Below are 18,486 nucleotides of genomic sequence, written 5' to 3'. Positions count from 1 at the left end.
GGGGATTAAAATCCAGGATCCCAGTCAACTTCGATCCGCTGAGCAGTGCGATCAATCGACTTGATGACCTGCTCATCGAGGAACGGGATTAAACGTTCCTTCTGGCCAAAAGCATCCTTCAGGTTGGCTTTGACTACCAAGACGTCGTTGGAACCTGTTTCCAGGATGTCAGTGACTTTACCTAGATCGTAACCTTCGGTAGTGACCACTGTCATTCCATACAACTCACGCCAGTAGAACTCGTCATCTGACAATGCTGGTAGTTGTTCCGCCAATACGTAGACTTCAGCGTTAGTGAACATCTGCGCGTCCTCACGGACATTCAGACCTTCAAGCTTAGCGACTAACCCCTGACCATGGCGTTTCCACGATTCAACGCGGAACTCCTTCCATTCACCCTTAACTTTGATAAACCAAGGCTGGTAGGAAAAAATGCTTTCAGCTTCTTCGGTGTAAGAAAAAACTTTGAGCCAACCCTTGATGCCATAAGAGGAACCAAGTTTCCCAACAACAATGCGGTCTTGTGTACTCATCGCTTCTCTATTACCTGACATGCTAATTAAGCCGCTTTAGCAGCGTCTTTGATTAGCTTAGCTGCGCGGTCAGACACAGTTGCGCCTAGACCAACCCAGTGATTAACACGGTCAAGGTCAAGACGTAGACGTTCTTCCTGACCCTTAGCTAGCGGGTTGAAGAAACCAATTTTTTCAATGTTACGACCGTCGCGAGCAGCGCGAGAGTCAGCAACAACGATTTGATAGAATGGACGCTTCTTAGCGCCGTGACGTGCCAAACGAATGGTAACCATATCGTCCTCTTTGCATTACTGTAAATGAAATCGGCCCCGAAATGGATATAACGGGGCCCGTGCCAAATTAAGCTCGGGAATTTTACTCTTTAAACTGACGAATGCAACCGCTTTAGCTAAATTTTCACCAGTAAAAGTAAGTTGACTTTCCCAAGCTCAATGATTTAGTGGAAGATTGCCGCTTAACGACCGAACATTCCGCCCATGCCACCACCCGGTGGCATCATGCCTTTCATATTGCGCATCATGTTCTTCATGCCGCCCTTCTGCATCTTTTTCATCATCTTCTGCATCTGGGTGAACTGCTTAAGCAGACGGTTGACGTCCTGTACCTGGGTACCAGAACCCATGGCGATACGTTTCTTGCGCGAACCTTTAATCAGCTCAGGACGCTCACGCTCTTTCGGGGTCATCGAGTTAATGATAGCTTCCATCTGGTTGAACATCTTGTCGTCAACCTGATCTTTAACATTGTCAGGTAGCTGCGACATACCAGGAAGCTTGTCCATCATGCCCATCATGCCGCCCATGCTCTTCATCTGCTGCAGCTGGCCGCGGAAGTCTTCCAGGTCGAAGCCCTTCTTCTCTTTGAATTTCTTCGCTAACTTTTCGGCTTTTTCCTTGTCAACGTTGCGCTCTAGATCTTCGATCAGAGACAGCACGTCACCCATGCCAAGGATACGTGACGCCACACGGTCTGGGTGGAATGGCTCTAGGGCATCGGTCTTCTCACCGATACCAAGGAACTTGATTGGCTTGCCGGTAATATGACGCACTGACAGCGCCGCACCGCCTCGTGCATCACCGTCGACCTTGGTCAGGATCACACCGGTCAGCGGCAGGGCCTCATCGAAGGCTTTGGCGGTGTTGGCCGCATCCTGACCGGTCATGGCATCAACCACGAACAGGGTTTCGACCGGGTTGAGCGCCTTATGGACATCCTTGATTTCGTCCATCATTTCGCTGTCGACGTGCAAACGACCCGCGGTATCGACAATCAGGACATCATAGAACTTCAGCTTGGCTTCGGCGTGTGCCGCGGTAACGATATCTACCGGCTTCTGATCGGGTGTCGAAGGGAAGAAGTCAACCTCCAGATCGCTCGCCAGAGTTTCCAGCTGCTTGATCGCCGCCGGACGGTAGACGTCGGCAGATACCACCATCACTTTTTTCTTCTGGCGTTCTTTAAGCAGCTTACTTAGCTTACCGACACTGGTGGTTTTACCTGCCCCCTGCAAACCGGCCATCAAGATAACCGCTGGCGGCTGGCTGGCAAGGTTCAGGTCTTCATTAGCATCGCCCATGACCGCTTCAAGCTCGGCCTGAACGATCTTGATGAACTCCTGACCCGGAGTCAGGCTTTTCGATACTTCAGTACCAACCGCGCGCTCTTTTACGCGCTTGACGAATTCTCGGACAACGGGAAGCGCAACATCAGCCTCGAGTAACGCCATACGTACTTCACGCAGCGTATCCTTGATGTTGTCGTCCGTCAGGCGGCCACGGCCACTGACATTCTTAAGCGTTCGCGATAAACGCTCCGTTAAATTTTCGAACATGTGCTACTCGCTCGTTACGCAACTAATCGATATGATCTGGCTAGTATAACGCAATCCACACCTTGCTTTCATGCCCTGACGGACACTTTCACTGTGATATCCCCAGATAAAACCGCCTCAATATGCTATTGATCTCGCTTTATCATGGCGGCTTAGCGGCTAGCAAGGTATAATTGCGAACTCTTACCATCTTAAATAGTTAAGTTTACTATGGATATGTTGATTGCCGTAATGGCGGCATGCCTTTACTTTCTTGCCCTAGGGCTGGTTGTACCGGGGCTCACCAACAACAATGGCATCAAGACCAAACCGGTCTTTGTCTGTGCCTTGGCCGCTATTGCCCTTCATATCCTGCTGCTCAAAGATCTCATTCTGGGTGGACAGGGACAGAACCTCAGTATTATGAACGTCGCATCGCTGATCAGCCTGCTGATCGCCGCGATTACCACCGGTGCAATGCTAAAGATGCGGGTCTGGTTCCTGCTTCCTGTCGTCTACAGCTTTGCCGCGATTAACCTTACCGCCGCCACATTCCTGCCGGGGGCCTTTATCACCCACTTGGAAACCCATCCAGAGGTGCTGCTGCATATCTCGCTGGCGCTGTTCTCCTATTCGACCCTGATGATTGCGACCCTGTACGCCATTCAACTGGCCTGGTTGGATCATAAGCTGAAGAATAAGAAAAGCCTGCTGATAAACCCGAACATCCCTCCCTTAATGATGGTTGAGCGCCAGCTTTTCAAGATCATTTTGGTCGGTAATTCCCTGTTGACCGTCACCTTGGTAACGGGATTTATCTTTGTTCAAGATATGCTGGCCCACGGCAAGGCCCACAAAGCCGTCTTCTCGCTGCTGGCCTGGGGCGTCTATTCCATTTTGCTGTGGGGGCATTACCAGAAAGGCTGGCGCGGACGCCGTGTGGTTTGGTTCAGCCTGGTCGGTGCATTCCTGCTGACGCTGGCCTATTTCGGCAGCCGCTTCGTCAAAGAAATTATCATCGGGGCATAAAAATCCGTGCCCCTTTCATTGACACCCAGAGCGTCTGGGTACAAAGTTCAAGTAACAGAAACGTTAAGGAAATAGGTTTTTGGACGATATATCCACGGGGATTTTATTCTCTCTCCTGATATTACTTCTTGTTATTTCCGGATATTTTTCCGGTTCTGAAACCGGAATGATGTCTCTCAATCGCTACAAGCTGAGGCATCTGGCCAACCAGGGACACCGAGGGGCCAAGCGGGTCGAAAAGCTGCTTTCGCGCCCCGACAGGTTAATTGGCCTGATCCTGATCGGTAATAACCTGGTTAACATTCTCGCCTCAGCCATCGCGACGATTCTCGGCATGCGACTCTACGGTGATATGGGGGTCGCGATTGCCACCGGTGCACTGACCCTGGTCGTACTGGTCTTTGCCGAAGTCACCCCGAAAACCTTGGCCACGCTTTATCCTGAGCGGATCTCCTTTGCCAGCAGCATCGTGCTGCAGCTGCTGATGAAACTGCTCTATCCGCTGGTGTGGTTTGTCAACGGTATCACCAACGGCTTCCTACTGCTGCTCGGCCTTAAGGTCGACAAAACCCATGACGGCAAGCTCAACTCGGACGAGCTGCGGACCGTGGTTAACGAGGCCGGAGGGCTGATCCCGCGCCGCCACCAAGACATGTTACTGTCGATCCTCGACCTGGAAAATGTCACGGTGGAAGACTTGATGATACCGCGCAACGAAATCGCCGCCATCAATGTCAACGATGACTGGAAGTCGATAGTCCGCCAGCTCAGCCATTCGGCCCATGGCCGGATTGTGCTCTACCGCGATACCATCGATGAAGTCGTCGGCATGCTACGGGTACGCGAAGCCTACCGCCTGATGATGGACAAGAACGATTTCAGCAAGGAAAACCTGCTGCGTGCCGCCGATGAAGTGTACTTTATTCCCGAGGGGACCCCGCTCAATATCCAATTGCTGAAATTCCAGCGCAACAAGGAGCGTATCGGCCTGATCGTCGACGAGTACGGTGATATCCAGGGCCTGATCACCCTGGAAGATATCCTGGAAGAAATTGTCGGTGAGTTTACCACCTCAATCAGCCCGACCTTGGCCGAAGAGATCACCCCGCAGCCGGACGGCAGCCTGATGATCGAAGGCAGTGCCAATATCCGGGATCTGAACAAGAGCCTCAACTGGGGGCTTCCGACCGATGGCCCGCGCACCCTCAACGGCTTGATCCTGGAGCACCTGGAAGATATCCCCGACAGCCAGCTGAGTATCGAGCTGGCAGGCTACCAGATGGAAATCATCGAGGTCTCCGACAATATGATCAAGCAGGTTCGGGTGCTGCCCAATCAGCTCAAGAAAACGGGATAACGCTCTCCCCCAGACACAACAAAGCCGGCAATCGCCGGCTTTTTCATTCAATTGCTGCCAGACAGGCTTACTTTACTTTGAGCTCTTGCAGCATCGACGCGGGCAGAGCCAGCTCGTCATTCTTGTTCACCGCAATACCCTGCTCGAGGATATGGCGAGCAATCGCCTGTGCTTCCTCAAGCGAGTGCATGCTGTAGGTGCCGCACTGGTACTCGTTAAGTTCCGGGATCTTATCCTGCGACTCCACCTTCAGCACATCTTCCATCGCTGCCGCCCAGCTATCGGCAACCGACTGCTCGGAAGGCGTACCGATCAGGCTCATGTAGAAGCCGGTCCGGCATCCCATCGGGGAAATATCGATGATCTCCACCAGCTCGGAGTTGAGGTGATCACGCATGAAGCCGGCATACAGGTGCTCAAGGGTGTGGATCCCACGCTCGCTCAGGATATCGGCATTCGGGCGGCAAAAACGCAGATCGAACACCGTGATGGTGTCTCCTTTCGGGGTCTGCATGGTCTTGGCCACCCGCACGGCTGGCGCATGCATTCGGGTATGGTCAACGGTGAAACTGTCTAATAGAGGCATTGCTTCCTTACTCCTTGGCCTGGCACCGGACCGGCAAAAGCCCGGTGGTCGATTCATATTAAAAGTTATATCACACCGCGGCTACCCAGCAAGTGGGTTTGGCAATCGCCGGTGGCCCGCCGTTAGATTAGAACGGCCACCAGCTGCGGTTATCTTCCAGTTCCTGGCGACACTGCTTGAGCTGCCAGCCATAGTCTTTGGCTTGCTGTTCAACCCGGCGGGAGACCCTCAGCAGCGTAGGCTTGGACTTATAAGTTCCACGGCGGTACCCACCCCGTCCATCGTGATAAGCCAGATACTGATTGTAGGCATCCCACTTTGAGATCCCCAGCTGACGCTGGGTTTCATGGGTATACCAACCGATAAACATCAGCGAATCAGCAAAGTTGGTGCGAGAGCCGCCATTTCGGGTGGCCTTCTGGTAGTCGGACCAAGCCGGATCCTGTGCCTGCGCATAACCATACGCACTGCTGACCCGTCCCCAGGGAATAAAACCAAGCACGTAGTTCTTCGGTGGTCTGGCGTCATGGCGGAAACTACTTTCCTGTTTCACGAACGCCATGGCAACCTGCATCGGCGTACCCCACTCGGCTTCCATATCCCGAGCCGCCTCATACCATCGCGGGTACTCACGGAAGATATTGCACAGGTTGGATTGATCTTTAGGGGGAGGAGTGGCACAGCCGGAAAGCAATACTGCAGCGCAGAACAGCAGTGCCAAGCGCGATATTATCGATTTAGCAGCCTGAGTTTGGGCAAACATGGAACTTCACGCCATCCTTGTGGTCTGAATTTATGATAAGCAGCCATGCGCTGCTATCATCCCTGCGAAATAATTATCGGGCAGCATGGTCGCTGCCCTCTTTTTTTATTTTATATCAGCAAAATAGGCATCAAGAAAAGCATCAAAAGACAGCTCGTCACTGTTTTCAATTTGCTGCTGACGCTCAACCGAAGCTGCCGCTTCCTGCTCAAACACCTCTGCGGAATAGAACTGATACTGACGGCGGTTCAGATCTTCTGCATGGCCGGCCGCCAAGCTCTCACCCACCGAACCAATCCCTTCGTGCTCACGGATGGCATCGAGCAACTGTGCCGACAGGGTAAACGCCGGCTGTTCAATCCACTTCTGCAGACGTGCCAATGTCTCTTGATAAGCCCTATTGCCCGCTGCAGCATCCATTGCCTCTGCTACCTCGGCCAGTTCGGCAAACACTCGGGTCCCCCAATCCTGAACCGACAGGCGCTCGCCGTTACAGCCGATCTTTAGCATCAGCTCTGGGTTACGGCCATCCAAAACCACCCGGTTCCAGTTATCACGCCAGCACTCCAGCTCAGCATCATCCATCGGTGCCGACGGAGATAGCACAGCCCAAGTCAGGAACATATCCAGGAAGCGAACCTGATCAGCCGTGATCCCAATCGGGCTGAACGGGTTCACATCGAGCGAACGAACCTCAATATATTCCACGCCGCCACGGCTCAAGGCCTCAGATGGTTTCTCGCCATTTTGGGCAACACGCTTAGGCCTAATTGGCGCATACAGCTCATTTTCGATCTGCAGCACGTTGTCATTCAACTGACGGTATTCACCGTCGACTTTCACCCCAATCTTGGCAAACTCGGCCGACGGGGTACGGATCGCCTTTCTCAGGCCATCAAGGTACTGCTCCAGGCCGTTGAAGCCAATTTTCAATGAGCTTTGCTCATGGTTGGTATAGCCCAAATCACTCAGGCGCAATGCGGTCGCATTTGGCAAGAAATAGGTCCCGCGGCCGATCTTTTCAAAGTCGAGCTTAGACCCGGTATTTTCCAAGAAAGATCCACACAGCGCCGGCGATGCTCCGAATAGGTAAGGGATCAACCAACCGAAGCGGTAGTAGTTGCGGATCAGCCCGAAATAGGCATCGGAAACGGCATCTTGGCGGACTAGCTCGGATTGCTCGCCGAACAAGGCATCCCAGAAGCTATCAGGGAAAGAAAAGTTAAAGTGCACCCCGGAGATAACCTGCATGATGCTGCCGTAGCGACGCTTGAGGCCCTCGCGGTAGAGGGTTTTCATCCGGCCACTGTTTGAACTGCCGTACTGGGCCAGCGCGATCTCATCTTGATCTCCAACCACGCAAGGCATCGACATCGGCCAGAGCTTCTCGTCACCCAATTTACTGTAGGTAAATTGATGGATATCGCCGAGCTGAGACAGCAGATGCTCCACATCCTGAGAAACCGGGGTAATAAATTCCAGCAATGGCTCGGCAAAATCTGTCGTCACCCATTTGTTGGTCAACGCCGAACCCAGCGCCGCCGGGTGAGGCTCGCCGGACAGCTTTCCGTTCGGGGTAATACGCAGGGCTTCACGCTCAAGACCTCGCCCCAGTTGGGTCAGGGCATCAGGATTAGCCGCAACTTTTTGCAGCCTTTGTGAAAAATCCATTACTGTGATTCTCAATCTTCAACAACTCAGTCCGGTAGATTAATCATAATTGATACTGATTACCATGATTATCGCATCGAAACTCTTTTACCAACGAGTAACAATCACGGATACCGCCACGCTCTTAAAAATAAAGCCGGCACAGGGCCGGCTTCGATCGGGTTACATCTTGGGCGAGAGCGCCCTGACAGGCAGGTCGAGAGTTTCTAGCTGAGGTTTCAAACTCGCCGCGTCTCCGACCACGATGATCTGGTAGTCGGCCGGATCGAACCACTTGGCCGCCAACTCATCGATCCGCGCCTTGGTAATCGATGCCACGATATCGTTACGGGTCTCGACAAAGTTTTCCGGCAGCGAATAGGTCAGGATCTGGCCTAGCAGCTGGGCCTTCTTACTTGGCGTTTCGTAGTTCAAGGCATCTTTCTGCCCCACCGCCAGGCGCATGAAGTTTAGCTCTTCATCCGTAACCCCTTCACTCGACATTTTCTCAAGCTCGGCCAGGAACTCTTTGAGCGACGGAAGGGTCGCATCAGCCCGGACCTGGGCATAGTAGACCGACAACCCGACTTCCTTGCCGCCACTCTGGTACCCCCCCGCCCCGTAGGTATACCCTTTGTCTTCACGCAGGTTGAGGTTAATTCGGCTATTGAAATTGCCAGCCAGGTTGAAGTTGGCCAACTGGGTTTCGTACAACTCGCCGGTCGCATCATACGGCAACCCCTGGCGAGCCAAGCGAATCACCGTCTGCGGTGCTCCCGGCTTGTCCACCAGCCACACCGTCTGCTTCGGCAGGCTAGGCAACGCCGGGGTTACATAGCTCGGCTCAGGCATCCCCTGCCAATCGGCGAGGAAACCCAGCGATGAGCTCAGCTGCGTCTTGTCGATGTCACCGACCACCACGATATCTGCCCCATTCGGGGTGTAGTAACGGCGGTAGAAGGCTTTGACATCTTCCAGTGTGATTGACTCCAGCGAGGCCTTGGTACCTTCCGGAGGCAAACTGAACGTCGTCCCGCCAAACAACACTTCGCGGGTAGCCTGCCCCGCCAGCCATGCCGGGCGCTGATGCTCGTAGATGATCCCTTCTAGGGCCTGCTGCTTCACTCGGGCAAAGTCCGCCGGATCAAATGCCGGCTGGAACAAACGCTCCTTCAGAATATCAAGTGTCTCAGGCAGGTACTTGGTCAGTGACGTTACCGATACCACAGTGCCATATTTACCGGCCGAGAAGCTTACCGTACTGCCGAGGCGATCCAGGCGGGAGGAGAGCTCTTCCACCGTCGACGCCTCCGAGGCCTCCGCCATCATGCTGGCGGTCAGCTTCGCCAAGCCCGCTTTGCCTTCCGGCTCGAAGCGGCGGCCTGCCGGGACAACCATCTGGATTTCAACCGTTGGCGTCTCGCGGTACTCGGTGCCCAGCACCTTGATGCCGTTGGCCAACTCGAACTGGTACAGGTCTGGCATCACCGCCTCGACCGGCGATGACGGCTGCGGCATCACCGAGCGGTCAAAATCATCAACCGGCACGCGCATCTGCTGCTGCAGTTTTTCCTCGGAGACTTTGGTGTACTCCGGAATAATACGTGGCGGCGGTGTGAAGTTCGGTTTCGCCGCCTCAATGCTGGTGCGCCCTCGAGGCACCACACTCAAGGTCACACTCGGATGACCATTAAGGTAGCGCATATATGCTTGTTCCATGCTCGCGGTGGTCACCGCTCGCAGGTTACCAAGTTCGGTGCCTAGGTAACCAGGATCATCAAAGAAGGTCTCATAGGCAGCCAACTGCGATACTTTGCCGCTGACGCTCTGCAAGCCGAAGATCGCATTGGCTTCCACCATACCTTTCAGCTCTTCAAGCTCGGTGGTGGATACCCCTCGCTCTTCAAGGCCATCAAGGATATCGGTCACTTCCGAGCGCAGCTTCTTCAAATCGCCCTGCTTACCACTCTGGCCAATCGCATAAACATACATAGTACAGGCCAGCTCGGCGCAATCATGGAAAGCACCCGCATCGACCACCTTGCCGGTCTTCACCAGATTCTGGTACATCAGGCTATTCTTGCCACCGCCGATCACTCTTGCCAACATATCGAGCGAAGCTTCATCATCCGCACCGTTGTAGGACGTTGGCCACGCCATCAGCAACATCGGCTGCTGGATCTTGTCTTCCAATGTCAGATATAAATCATTGTCAACCGTCACCGGTTGCTTGGCCGGCTTCTCGACTTCAGGCCCGCGAGGGATAGAACCATAGTATTTGTTGACCCACTCGAGTGTCTGCTCGACATCGATATCGCCGCCAATGGTCAGGGTGGCATTGTTCGGGCCATACCAGCGCAGGAAGAATGCCTTGAGATCGTTCACATCAACACGGTCGAGATCTTCCACATAGCCAATGGTCTGCCATGAATACGGGTGGGTGCGCGGATACAGGGCCTCGCCCATCCGTTCGTAGACCAAGCCGTAAGGCCGGTTCTCGTAGCGCTGCGCGCGCTCATTTTTCACCGTGGAGCGCTGGATTTCAAACTTGCGCTGCGAAACCGCCCCGAGCAAAAACCCCATACGGTCCGCTTCCAACCACAAGACCTTCTCAAGCTGGTTGGCCGGTACGGTTTGGAAGTAGTTGGTCCGATCCCGGTTGGTCGTCCCGTTCAGTGTGCCGCCCGCTTCGGTGATCAGCTTGAAGTGCTCCTGATCGCCGACATGCTCGGAGCCCTGGAACATCATGTGCTCGAAAAAATGAGCAAAACCCGACTTGCCGAGCTCCTCACGGGCAGAGCCAACATGGTAAGTCATATCAACATGCACCAGAGGATCAGACTTATCCTCATGGAGCACCACGGTCAGCCCATTGGCAAGTTGGTATTTAGAATACGGGATCACCGGCGTATCTGAAGACTGCCCGGCCTTGATCTGTTCAATGAATGTCACCCCTTGCGGCAACTCGGGCGCCCCGGCCTGTTGCGACTGTAGTTGGCTACAGCCTGCCAGAGAGATCAGCGCGATCCCCACTATCCACTTTTGCACTCAATGCCTTCCTTATAGTAAACCTTGAACCAGCAAGGCCAGTACGGTATAGCGCGCCGCTTTTCCCACCATGATGATGAAGAAGCTGAGCCAATGGCGCATCCGCAGCCAGCCTGCGGCCAAACACAGCGGATCACCGATCACCGGTAACCAGCTGAACAACAACGACCAGTAGCCGTATTTTTTTAGCCATAGTAATGCTTTATGACCATGTTTTTCTTTAGAAGTTTTATCTGGCAGCAACCTTCCCAACCAATAGTTGGTCATTCCGCCCAGGGTGTTGCCGATAGTCGCCACGGCAACCACCAGCCACACCGCATTATCACCGAGCTTCAGCGTGGCAATCAGGTTGGCCTCGGAGCCGCCCGGCAGCAGGGTCGCACTCAAAAAACCGGTGGTGAATAATATCCACAAGGCAGATTCGCCATTAAATAACTCTAGCATTGATCGTTCTAGTTGATTGATATGTTTGCCGTACCATACCCGATCCAGAGGCAAAAAAAACGGGCTATCCCAAAGGATGCCCGTTTTAAATTGTTGCGATTCTTTGCTGCCAGGCAGATTAACCCACCAATGCCAGCAGGATACCGGCAGCAACGGCTGAACCGAGTACCCCCGCCACGTTCGGCCCCATGGCATGCATCAACAGGAAGTTCTGCGGGTTGGCTTCCAAACCGACCTTGTTGACCACCCGTGCCGCCATCGGTACTGCCGAGACCCCGGCGGCACCGATCAACGGGTTGATATCTTCCTTACTGAAGCGGTTGAGCATCTTCGCCATTAATACACCGCCACCGGTTCCGACACTGAATGCCACCGCCCCCAGCACCAAGATCCCCAAGGTTTCGAAGCGCAGGAACTGCTCGGCTGCCAGCTTAGAGCCAACCCCGAGGCCCAGCATGATCGTCACTATGTTGATCAGCTCGTTCTGTACCGTATTTGACAGGCGATCCACCACCCCGGATTCGCGCATCAGATTACCGAGGCAGAACATCCCCACCAGTGGCGTTGCGGCAGGCAGGAACAAGATAGTCATCAGCAACACGACCAGCGGGAAAATAATTTTCTCACCCTTACTCACTTCACGCAGCTGCTGCATCTTGATCTGACGCTCTTCCGGGGTGGTCAGCGCCTTCATGATCGGCGGCTGGATAATCGGTACCAATGCCATATAGCTATAGGCCGCGACCGCAATTGCGCCGAGCAAATCAGGCGATAGCTGGCTGGCCAGGAAAATTGCCGTCGGGCCATCCGCCCCGCCGATGATCGCGATGGATGAAGCATCAGCCAGGGTGAACTCCATGCCCGGTACAGCATTAAGCAAAATCGCGCCGAACAGGGTGAAGAAGATCCCGAACTGGGCCGCCGCACCGAGCAACAGGGTTTTCGGGTTGGCAATCAGCGCCCCGAAATCCGTCATCGCCCCCACTCCCATGAAGATCAACAGCGGGAAAACGCCCGTTTCGATCCCGATGTAGTAGATGTAGTACAGCAAGCCGCCGGGCTCGGTAAATCCGGCATTGGGAATATTGGCCAGAATCGCACCGAAGCCCATCGGTAGCAGCAACAGGGGCTCGAAGCCCTTGCGGATCGCCAAAAACAGCAAGCCACCACCGACCAGCATCATGATCAGCTGGCCCAATTCAAAATTGGCAATACCGGTCTCGTTCCAGAGAGTTAATAATCCGTCCATGGTTCCCTCTTATGCCAGACTCAGGATCGGCGAGCCGACGGCAACAGAGTCACCTTCCTTGACATGGAGATCCTGTACAATCCCGCTGCGGGCAGCACGGACTTCGGTTTCCATCTTCATCGCTTCGAGGATCACCAGCACGTCACCTTCGGAAACCTGCTGGCCAGGCTGGACATTGATCTTGAAGATATTCCCCGCCAACGGTGCCGGCAGCGCTTCGGCACAGCTCGCCTGCGGCGCGGCAACAGGCGCAGGTACGCTGGCCGCCGCAGGCTCAACCGAGGTCAGCTCACCGCTCGGACCGACTTCAACGTTAAACACCTGACCGTTGACCTTCACGCTGTACGCTTCAACCGTGGCAGCACTTGCTGCTGGCGCAGGCTGTACCGCCGGTGCGGCAGCTTCGGGCTCACTGCCCGGAGCAGGCTCAAACGCTTCGGGATTGTTGCGGTTTTTCAGGAAGTTCAGACCAACCTGCGGGAACAGGGCATAGGTCAGCACGTCATCGACCTGCGCATCCGCCAAGGCGATATTGTCTGATTTTGCCTTAGCCACCAGATCGGCGGTCAGCGCACCGAGTTCAGACTCGAGCAGATCTGCCGGACGGCAGGTAATAGGCTTCGCCCCCTCAAGCACCCGGGCCTGAAGTTCGGCATTAACCGGCGCTGGCGCCGCGCCGTATTCGCCTTTAAGCACGCCTGCAGTTTCCTTGCTGATACTCTTGTAGCGTTCACCGGTCAACACATTCAATACCGCCTGGGTGCCCACAATCTGGGACGTAGGCGTCACCAGCGGAATGAAACCGAGATCTTCACGCACGCGCGGGATCTCTTCCAGTACCTCATCAAAACGATCCGCCGCACCTTGCTCCTTGAGCTGGCTTTCCATGTTGGTCAGCATGCCGCCTGGTACCTGGGCGAGCAGGATTCGGGCATCGACCCCTTTCAGGCTGCCTTCAAACTTGGCGTATTTCTTACGTACCGTACGGAAGTAACTGGCAATCGGCTCAAGCTGCTGCAAATCGAGCTTGGTATCACGCTCTGTGCCTTCAAGCATCGCAACAACCGTTTCCGTTGGCGTATGGCCATAGGTTTGGCTCATCGAAGAGATGGCGGTATCAAGGATATCCAGACCGGCTTCAACCGCTTTAACAGCAGTCGCCGTCGACAGGCCAGTGGTCGCATGGCAGTGCAGTGCCAGAGGCACATCACAGGAGGCCTTGATGCGCTTGACCAGCTCTTCCGCCTCATAGGGCTTGAGCAGGCCTGACATGTCTTTGATACAGATAGAGTGGCAGCCAAGATCTTCCAGGCGTTTTGCCAAGTCAGTCCAGGTATCCAAGTTATGCACCGGACTGGTGGTATAGGAGATCGTACCCTGGGCATGGGCACCGACATCAACAGCAGCTTTGACCGCTTTTTCGAAGTTGCGGACATCGTTCATCGCATCGAAAATACGAAAGACATCCATCCCGTTGGCGTGGGCACGCTCAACAAACTTCTCAACCACATCATCCGCGTAGTGACGGTAGCCCAGAAGATTCTGGCCACGCAGCAGCATCTGCATTGGGGTTTTCGGCATTGCTTGCTTAAGCAAGCGCAGGCGCTCCCATGGGTCTTCACCCAAGAAACGGATACAGGCATCAAAAGTCGCACCACCCCAGGTCTCCAATGACCAATAGCCGACATCATCGAGCTTCTCGGCAATCGGCAACATATCTTCGATGCGAAGACGGGTAGCAAATAACGACTGGTGGGCATCACGTAACACAACGTCAGTGATCGCTAATGGCTTGGACATGCTCAAAAACTCCTTGTAAAAAATACTTCCTAAAAATCACAATGTTCCAGCGACAGCAACGCTATCGCTTAGGCTTTCTGCTCGCGGTAGCGATGTACCGCAGCCGAAATAGCCGCAACAACCTCAGGCTGCACGCCATTGTGATTAACAGCAACTGGTGATGGCTGGCGAGGCGCCGGCGCATTCGATGTCTCTTTAGGCGCAATTTTGGCCAACAGTTGTACTAAATAGATCAAAATACTGAGAAACAGAAAAACCACGATCATTCCGGTAACCATGATCGTCGCTGCCTCCCACAGCAAAGGACCTAGATCTGCCATAATGCTTCCTTTCATTCATTTTGTAATAGGCGGGTTAACAAATACCACGTTCAGTAAATTTATGTCAAACTGATTAACAACAGACCAACCAATGGTGGTTATTTAACCTTTTTCTGGGGGTTTGATCGTAAAATTACAAAAAAGCGCTTAACTCTGGGCACAAGCCCGTTCCAGTTTTGGTTTTAGCCACACGAGGCGGGGCCTCTCTCTGCAGGCCTTTCCTGCCACCTTACCCTGTATCAACCCCCACAATACTTACGTTTACGTAAGCGTAATGTGTTATCACTCAATTTAAAGGGTCCTTGTTTTGTAAGTTATATCAACTGGCTGGTAGGGATCTGTTAGTGAGCTCAAATTAAAAGCGAAAAAGTGAAGGAGGCCGAGGACAATGAGTTCACGGTCTCTGGAGCCCAGGAAGGTAAATACCGCGAGGCAGGACATACTGGCGTTGCCAGGTATCGGGGCGATACTAAACGTCCAGATAGAAAAAAAGCCCAGCCGAGGCTGAGCTTTTCAATAATGGCGCGTCCGGGAGGATTCGAACCTCCGACCGCCTGGTTCGTAGCCAGGTACTCTATCCAGCTGAGCTACGGACGCGCAGGCAATGTTCTGCTAGCGCAGAGCATCTTAAATTAATGGCGCGCTCGGGAGGATTCGAACCTCCGACCGCCTGGTTCGTAGCCAGGTACTCTATCCAGCTGAGCTACGAGCGCACACTTAATTCGGTTTTATAGTACTGCCTAACGGGGCAATACGTTTTAAATAATGGCGCGTCCGGGAGGATTCGAACCTCCGACCGCCTGGTTCGTAGCCAGGTACTCTATCCAGCTGAGCTACGGACGCGCAGGCTATGTTCTGCTAGTGCAGAGCATCTTTAATAATGGCGCGCTCGGGAGGATTCGAACCTCCGACCGCCTGGTTCGTAGCCAGGTACTCTATCCAGCTGAGCTACGAGCGCGCAGAATCTGATTGTCGTTGGGAAAACCCCAACAGCCAATGCATTGTTGGTGCATCGGTATAAGTAACAATCCATTGGTACTTAGAAATAATGGCGCGTCCGGGAGGATTCGAACCTCCGACCGCCTGGTTCGTAGCCAGGTACTCTATCCAGCTGAGCTACGGACGCGCAGGCTATATGTTCTGCATTGCAGAGCATACTATAAGAATGGCGCGCTCGGGAGGATTCGAACCTCCGACCGCCTGGTTCGTAGCCAGGTACTCTATCCAGCTGAGCTACGAGCGCGCAGAATCTGTTTTCGGTTAGGAAATACCTAACGACCAATGCGTTTCCGTCATTGGCGTAAGTAACAATCCATTGGTACTTAAGAATAATGGCGCGTCCGGGAGGATTCGAACCTCCGACCGCCTGGTTCGTAGCCAGGTACTCTATCCAGCTGAGCTACGGACGCGCAGGCTTTCTTTCTCAAGCAGAACTTGAAGAGAAGAATGGCGGTGAAGGAGGGATTCGAACCCTCGATACGGCTACAAACCGTATACTCCCTTAGCAGGGGAGCGCCTTCAGCCTCTCGGCCACCTCACCACACAAATTATGGCGCGCTCGGGAGGATTCGAACCTCCGACCGCCTGGTTCGTAGCCAGGTACTCTATCCAGCTGAGCTACGAGCGCACACTTAATTCGGTTTTATAGTACCGCCTAACGGCAATACGTTTTAAATAATGGCGCGTCCGGGAGGATTCGAACCTCCGACCGCCTGGTTCGTAGCCAGGTACTCTATCCAGCTGAGCTACGGACGCGCAGGCATCTTTCCTAAGAAAGAATAAATGGCGGTGAAGGAGGGATTCGAACCCTCGATACGGCTACAAACCGTATACTCCCTTAGCAGGGGAGCGCCTTCAGCCTCTCGGCCACCTCACCACACAAATTAATGGCGCGCTCGGGAGGATTCGAACCTCCGACCGCCTGGTTCGTAGCCAGGTACTCTATCCAGCTGAGCTACGAGCGCACACTTAATTCGGTTTTACGAGTACCGCCTATTGGCCATACCCTTTAAATAATGGCGCGTCCGGGAGGATTCGAACCTCCGACCGCCTGGTTCGTAGCCAGGTACTCTATCCAGCTGAGCTACGGACGCGCAATGCAAGAACATTCACTTTCTAAGTAAGTAAATGGCGGTGAAGGAGGGATTCGAACCCTCGATACGGCTATAAACCGTATACTCCCTTAGCAGGGGAGCGCCTTCAGCCTCTCGGCCACCTCACCGTCTTGCGGGGGCCCATATTACTGCCAGCCAAAAATAAGTCAAACACTTTATTGTGAAAAAACGACATCCACTGCGCGGATGCGCACTTAATAGCCAACACGGCACATTATCGTGCGTAAATGCCCAGTATCTCTTCTAGATTCAAGAGTATGGCGTGGCAGGCAGTTACAAAAAAGGCCAGCATAACAGCCGACCTTCTTCGAATTAGTAGTTACCAGAACCCTGGGAACCCGTTTCTTTTTCCGCTTGAATGCGCATGTAAATTTCTTCGCGGTGAACAGAAACTTCTTTCGGTGCATTTACACCAATACGAACCTGGTTACCTTTAACACCAAGAACAGTAACGGTTACTTCATCACCGATCATTAGCGTTTCACCTACGCGACGTGTCAAAATTAGCATTCGTGTGCTCCTTGAGTAATCTCAGTCTTATAAGAGTTAACGTTTATTATCCAACAATATTTACATTTACGTAAATGTTCACTGCTCAAGAAACAGCGAGAAGTGGTCGATTATCCAGACTTTCTGGCTCCACCACAAATTTTTTGTGGATGTGTTCTACGGCTAACTGTAAATCTTGCCCATTGATCAATAGTGAGACACAACGAGCAGCGTTTTTTTGTTGATATACTCCCACCCCTTTTTCCGTCAGCGAGGCAGTAACTTGCGCACTGTCCCCTTCTACCCCTTCCCCGACCAGGGTCAGTGTAGCAACAGAGGGTTGGGCCAATTCTGTTTTTTCAAAGATAACATTCAGCCGAGCCAATTCATCATCGGCCGCAACGATATAGGTTGCCTGCTGACTATCACCATAACACCAAGCATCAAAACCCAACAGGCCGAGTTGCTGCTCCACCTTTTCAAGCGGCTGCGCCACCCGGTATAGCGCCTGCTGGCCTTTGACAGCCACCCCCGCGGCCCCTTCTGAAGGTGCCGTCGAGAAATCAACCAAGGTCCCTTCCCCTTCATCGAACGATGAAAGGACCCTCAATGGGACCTGGTGTTGCTCAGCATATTCAACCGACTGTAATTGTAGCACTTTTGCGCCATGGCGCGCCATTGCCGTCATATCATCGAAGTGAATCGTCGCGAGACGCGCCGCTTCGCTGACCAAGCGGGGATCCGTGGTATACACCCCGTCGACATCAGTGAAGATCTGGCACTCGTCCGCCGCCAGTGCTCCTGCAATAGCGACCGCCGTGGTATCTGAACCACCGCGCCCCAAGGTGGTGATATTGTTTCTACCATCACGCCCCTGGAACCCAGCCACCACCACAATATGGTCGCGCTCGAGCAGCTCAGTTACCACCTCGGTCTCGACCGCGGTGATGGTGGCATTATTAAATACAGCATCAGTGCGGATCCCTAACTGGTCACCGGTCAATGATGTTGCCAGATACCCCTTTTTGTTCAGGGCCATAGCCAGCAAAGCAATGGTTACTTGCTCTCCCGTCGACAACAGTACGTCCAACTCCCGCTGGGTCGGCACGGCATCAATCTGCTTCGCCAGCCCCAGCAAACGGTTGGTCTCACCAGCCATTGCCGAAACCACCACCACGACCTGGTGGCCAAGCTGGCGCGCTTTGATCACGCGCTCAGCCACCGCTTCAATACGTTCGATACTCCCGACCGACGTACCACCAAATTTCTGCACCAATAGTGCCACAGCACC

Annotated in this window: 15 protein-coding genes and 14 tRNA genes; 2 read left to right on the top strand and 27 right to left on the bottom strand. The window is 53.7% G+C overall.

All coding sequences use genetic code 11. From position 1 onward, the window contains the following. Nucleotides 1-5: 5 nt before the first annotated feature. The 3 genes from rimM to ffh all read right to left on the bottom strand — a co-directional run bounded on the left by rimM (nucleotide 6) and on the right by ffh (nucleotide 2,367). Nucleotides 6-533, bottom strand: a complete 528-nt coding sequence (rimM, locus tag PTW35_RS02795; RefSeq protein WP_281026450.1) for a ribosome maturation factor RimM — start codon at nucleotides 531-533, stop codon at nucleotides 6-8. 26 nt (nucleotides 534-559) lie between these two features. Further along, nucleotides 560-808, bottom strand: coding sequence for a 30S ribosomal protein S16 (gene rpsP / locus PTW35_RS02790; protein WP_039468642.1), 249 nt, complete (start codon nucleotides 806-808; stop codon nucleotides 560-562). A 182-nt stretch (nucleotides 809-990) separates the two neighbouring features. Beyond that, the gene (gene ffh, locus PTW35_RS02785) at nucleotides 991-2,367 is read right to left on the bottom strand and encodes a signal recognition particle protein (protein WP_281026449.1); all 1,377 of its coding nucleotides are present in this window, start codon (nucleotides 2,365-2,367) and stop codon (nucleotides 991-993) included. Between the two features lie 210 nt (nucleotides 2,368-2,577). Here ffh and PTW35_RS02780 point away from each other — a divergent pair, with 210 nt between their 5' ends. Further along, complete coding sequence (locus tag PTW35_RS02780) at nucleotides 2,578-3,375, top strand: inner membrane protein YpjD (RefSeq protein WP_281026448.1); 798 nt, start codon at nucleotides 2,578-2,580, stop codon at nucleotides 3,373-3,375. Between the two features lie 79 nt (nucleotides 3,376-3,454). Beyond that, a complete protein-coding gene (locus PTW35_RS02775; RefSeq protein ID WP_281026447.1) occupies nucleotides 3,455-4,732 on the top strand; it encodes a CNNM domain-containing protein in 1,278 nt (425 codons plus the stop codon). A gap of 67 nt (nucleotides 4,733-4,799) precedes the next feature. Here the strand turns inward: PTW35_RS02775 and luxS are convergent, their stop codons facing one another. The 24 genes from luxS to PTW35_RS02655 all read right to left on the bottom strand — a co-directional run bounded on the left by luxS (nucleotide 4,800) and on the right by PTW35_RS02655 (nucleotide 18,480). After that, nucleotides 4,800-5,318: an S-ribosylhomocysteine lyase gene (luxS, locus tag PTW35_RS02770; RefSeq protein ID WP_281026446.1), complete on the bottom strand. Its 519-nt coding sequence runs from the start codon at nucleotides 5,316-5,318 to the stop codon at nucleotides 4,800-4,802. Nucleotides 5,319-5,445: 127 nt separating this feature from the next. Then, on the bottom strand, nucleotides 5,446-6,081 hold the full coding sequence (locus PTW35_RS02765; protein ID WP_281026445.1) for a hypothetical protein: 636 nt from the start codon (nucleotides 6,079-6,081) through the stop codon (nucleotides 5,446-5,448). A gap of 105 nt (nucleotides 6,082-6,186) precedes the next feature. Next, entirely contained in the window at nucleotides 6,187-7,752 is a 1,566-nt protein-coding gene (gshA, locus tag PTW35_RS02760) for a glutamate--cysteine ligase (protein ID WP_281026444.1), read from the bottom strand. A 162-nt stretch (nucleotides 7,753-7,914) separates the two neighbouring features. Beyond that, nucleotides 7,915-10,779 (bottom strand): pitrilysin family protein, encoded by a 2,865-nt coding sequence (locus PTW35_RS02755; protein ID WP_281026443.1) that lies wholly within the window; start codon nucleotides 10,777-10,779, stop codon nucleotides 7,915-7,917. A gap of 12 nt (nucleotides 10,780-10,791) precedes the next feature. Continuing rightward, complete coding sequence (locus tag PTW35_RS02750; RefSeq protein ID WP_044622540.1) at nucleotides 10,792-11,223, bottom strand: YqaA family protein; 432 nt, start codon at nucleotides 11,221-11,223, stop codon at nucleotides 10,792-10,794. A 118-nt stretch (nucleotides 11,224-11,341) separates the two neighbouring features. Then, nucleotides 11,342-12,472 (bottom strand): sodium ion-translocating decarboxylase subunit beta, encoded by a 1,131-nt coding sequence (locus PTW35_RS02745; RefSeq protein ID WP_281026442.1) that lies wholly within the window; start codon nucleotides 12,470-12,472, stop codon nucleotides 11,342-11,344. 9 nt (nucleotides 12,473-12,481) lie between these two features. Next, nucleotides 12,482-14,272, bottom strand: a complete 1,791-nt coding sequence (oadA, locus tag PTW35_RS02740; RefSeq protein WP_281026441.1) for a sodium-extruding oxaloacetate decarboxylase subunit alpha — start codon at nucleotides 14,270-14,272, stop codon at nucleotides 12,482-12,484. A gap of 68 nt (nucleotides 14,273-14,340) precedes the next feature. Beyond that, nucleotides 14,341-14,592, bottom strand: a complete 252-nt coding sequence (locus tag PTW35_RS02735; RefSeq protein ID WP_281026440.1) for an oxaloacetate decarboxylase subunit gamma — start codon at nucleotides 14,590-14,592, stop codon at nucleotides 14,341-14,343. Nucleotides 14,593-15,112: 520 nt separating this feature from the next. Continuing rightward, nucleotides 15,113-15,189 (bottom strand) — tRNA-Arg (locus PTW35_RS02730). Between the two features lie 39 nt (nucleotides 15,190-15,228). Further along, a tRNA-Arg gene (locus tag PTW35_RS02725) sits at nucleotides 15,229-15,305 on the bottom strand. A gap of 53 nt (nucleotides 15,306-15,358) precedes the next feature. After that, nucleotides 15,359-15,435 (bottom strand) — tRNA-Arg (locus PTW35_RS02720). A 38-nt stretch (nucleotides 15,436-15,473) separates the two neighbouring features. Beyond that, nucleotides 15,474-15,550, bottom strand: a tRNA-Arg gene (locus tag PTW35_RS02715). A gap of 91 nt (nucleotides 15,551-15,641) precedes the next feature. Then, a tRNA-Arg gene (locus tag PTW35_RS02710) sits at nucleotides 15,642-15,718 on the bottom strand. A 40-nt stretch (nucleotides 15,719-15,758) separates the two neighbouring features. Next, nucleotides 15,759-15,835: transfer RNA gene (locus PTW35_RS02705), tRNA-Arg, on the bottom strand. 89 nt (nucleotides 15,836-15,924) lie between these two features. Beyond that, nucleotides 15,925-16,001 (bottom strand) — tRNA-Arg (locus PTW35_RS02700). 38 nt (nucleotides 16,002-16,039) lie between these two features. Continuing rightward, nucleotides 16,040-16,132, bottom strand: a tRNA-Ser gene (locus PTW35_RS02695). Between the two features lie 10 nt (nucleotides 16,133-16,142). Next, nucleotides 16,143-16,219 (bottom strand) — tRNA-Arg (locus PTW35_RS02690). 51 nt (nucleotides 16,220-16,270) lie between these two features. Further along, nucleotides 16,271-16,347 (bottom strand) — tRNA-Arg (locus tag PTW35_RS02685). A 28-nt stretch (nucleotides 16,348-16,375) separates the two neighbouring features. Beyond that, nucleotides 16,376-16,468, bottom strand: a tRNA-Ser gene (locus PTW35_RS02680). A gap of 11 nt (nucleotides 16,469-16,479) precedes the next feature. Continuing rightward, nucleotides 16,480-16,556, bottom strand: a tRNA-Arg gene (locus tag PTW35_RS02675). Nucleotides 16,557-16,608: 52 nt separating this feature from the next. Continuing rightward, nucleotides 16,609-16,685 (bottom strand) — tRNA-Arg (locus PTW35_RS02670). Between the two features lie 35 nt (nucleotides 16,686-16,720). Then, a tRNA-Ser gene (locus PTW35_RS02665) sits at nucleotides 16,721-16,813 on the bottom strand. A gap of 205 nt (nucleotides 16,814-17,018) precedes the next feature. After that, nucleotides 17,019-17,216 carry a carbon storage regulator CsrA gene (gene csrA, locus PTW35_RS02660; RefSeq protein WP_036818084.1) on the bottom strand — a complete coding sequence of 66 codons (198 nt, stop codon included), beginning with the start codon at nucleotides 17,214-17,216 and terminating at the stop codon, nucleotides 17,019-17,021. A gap of 85 nt (nucleotides 17,217-17,301) precedes the next feature. Further along, nucleotides 17,302-18,480 carry an aspartate kinase gene (locus PTW35_RS02655; protein ID WP_281026439.1) on the bottom strand — a complete coding sequence of 393 codons (1,179 nt, stop codon included), beginning with the start codon at nucleotides 18,478-18,480 and terminating at the stop codon, nucleotides 17,302-17,304. Between the last annotated feature and the right edge of the window lie 6 nt (nucleotides 18,481-18,486).

The sequence above is a fragment of the Photobacterium sp. DA100 genome (assembly GCF_029223585.1).
Taxonomy (GTDB): Bacteria; Pseudomonadota; Gammaproteobacteria; order Enterobacterales; family Vibrionaceae; genus Photobacterium.
The sequence above is the reverse complement of the archived record's forward strand: the minus strand, read 5'-3'. Positions and strand labels throughout refer to the sequence as shown.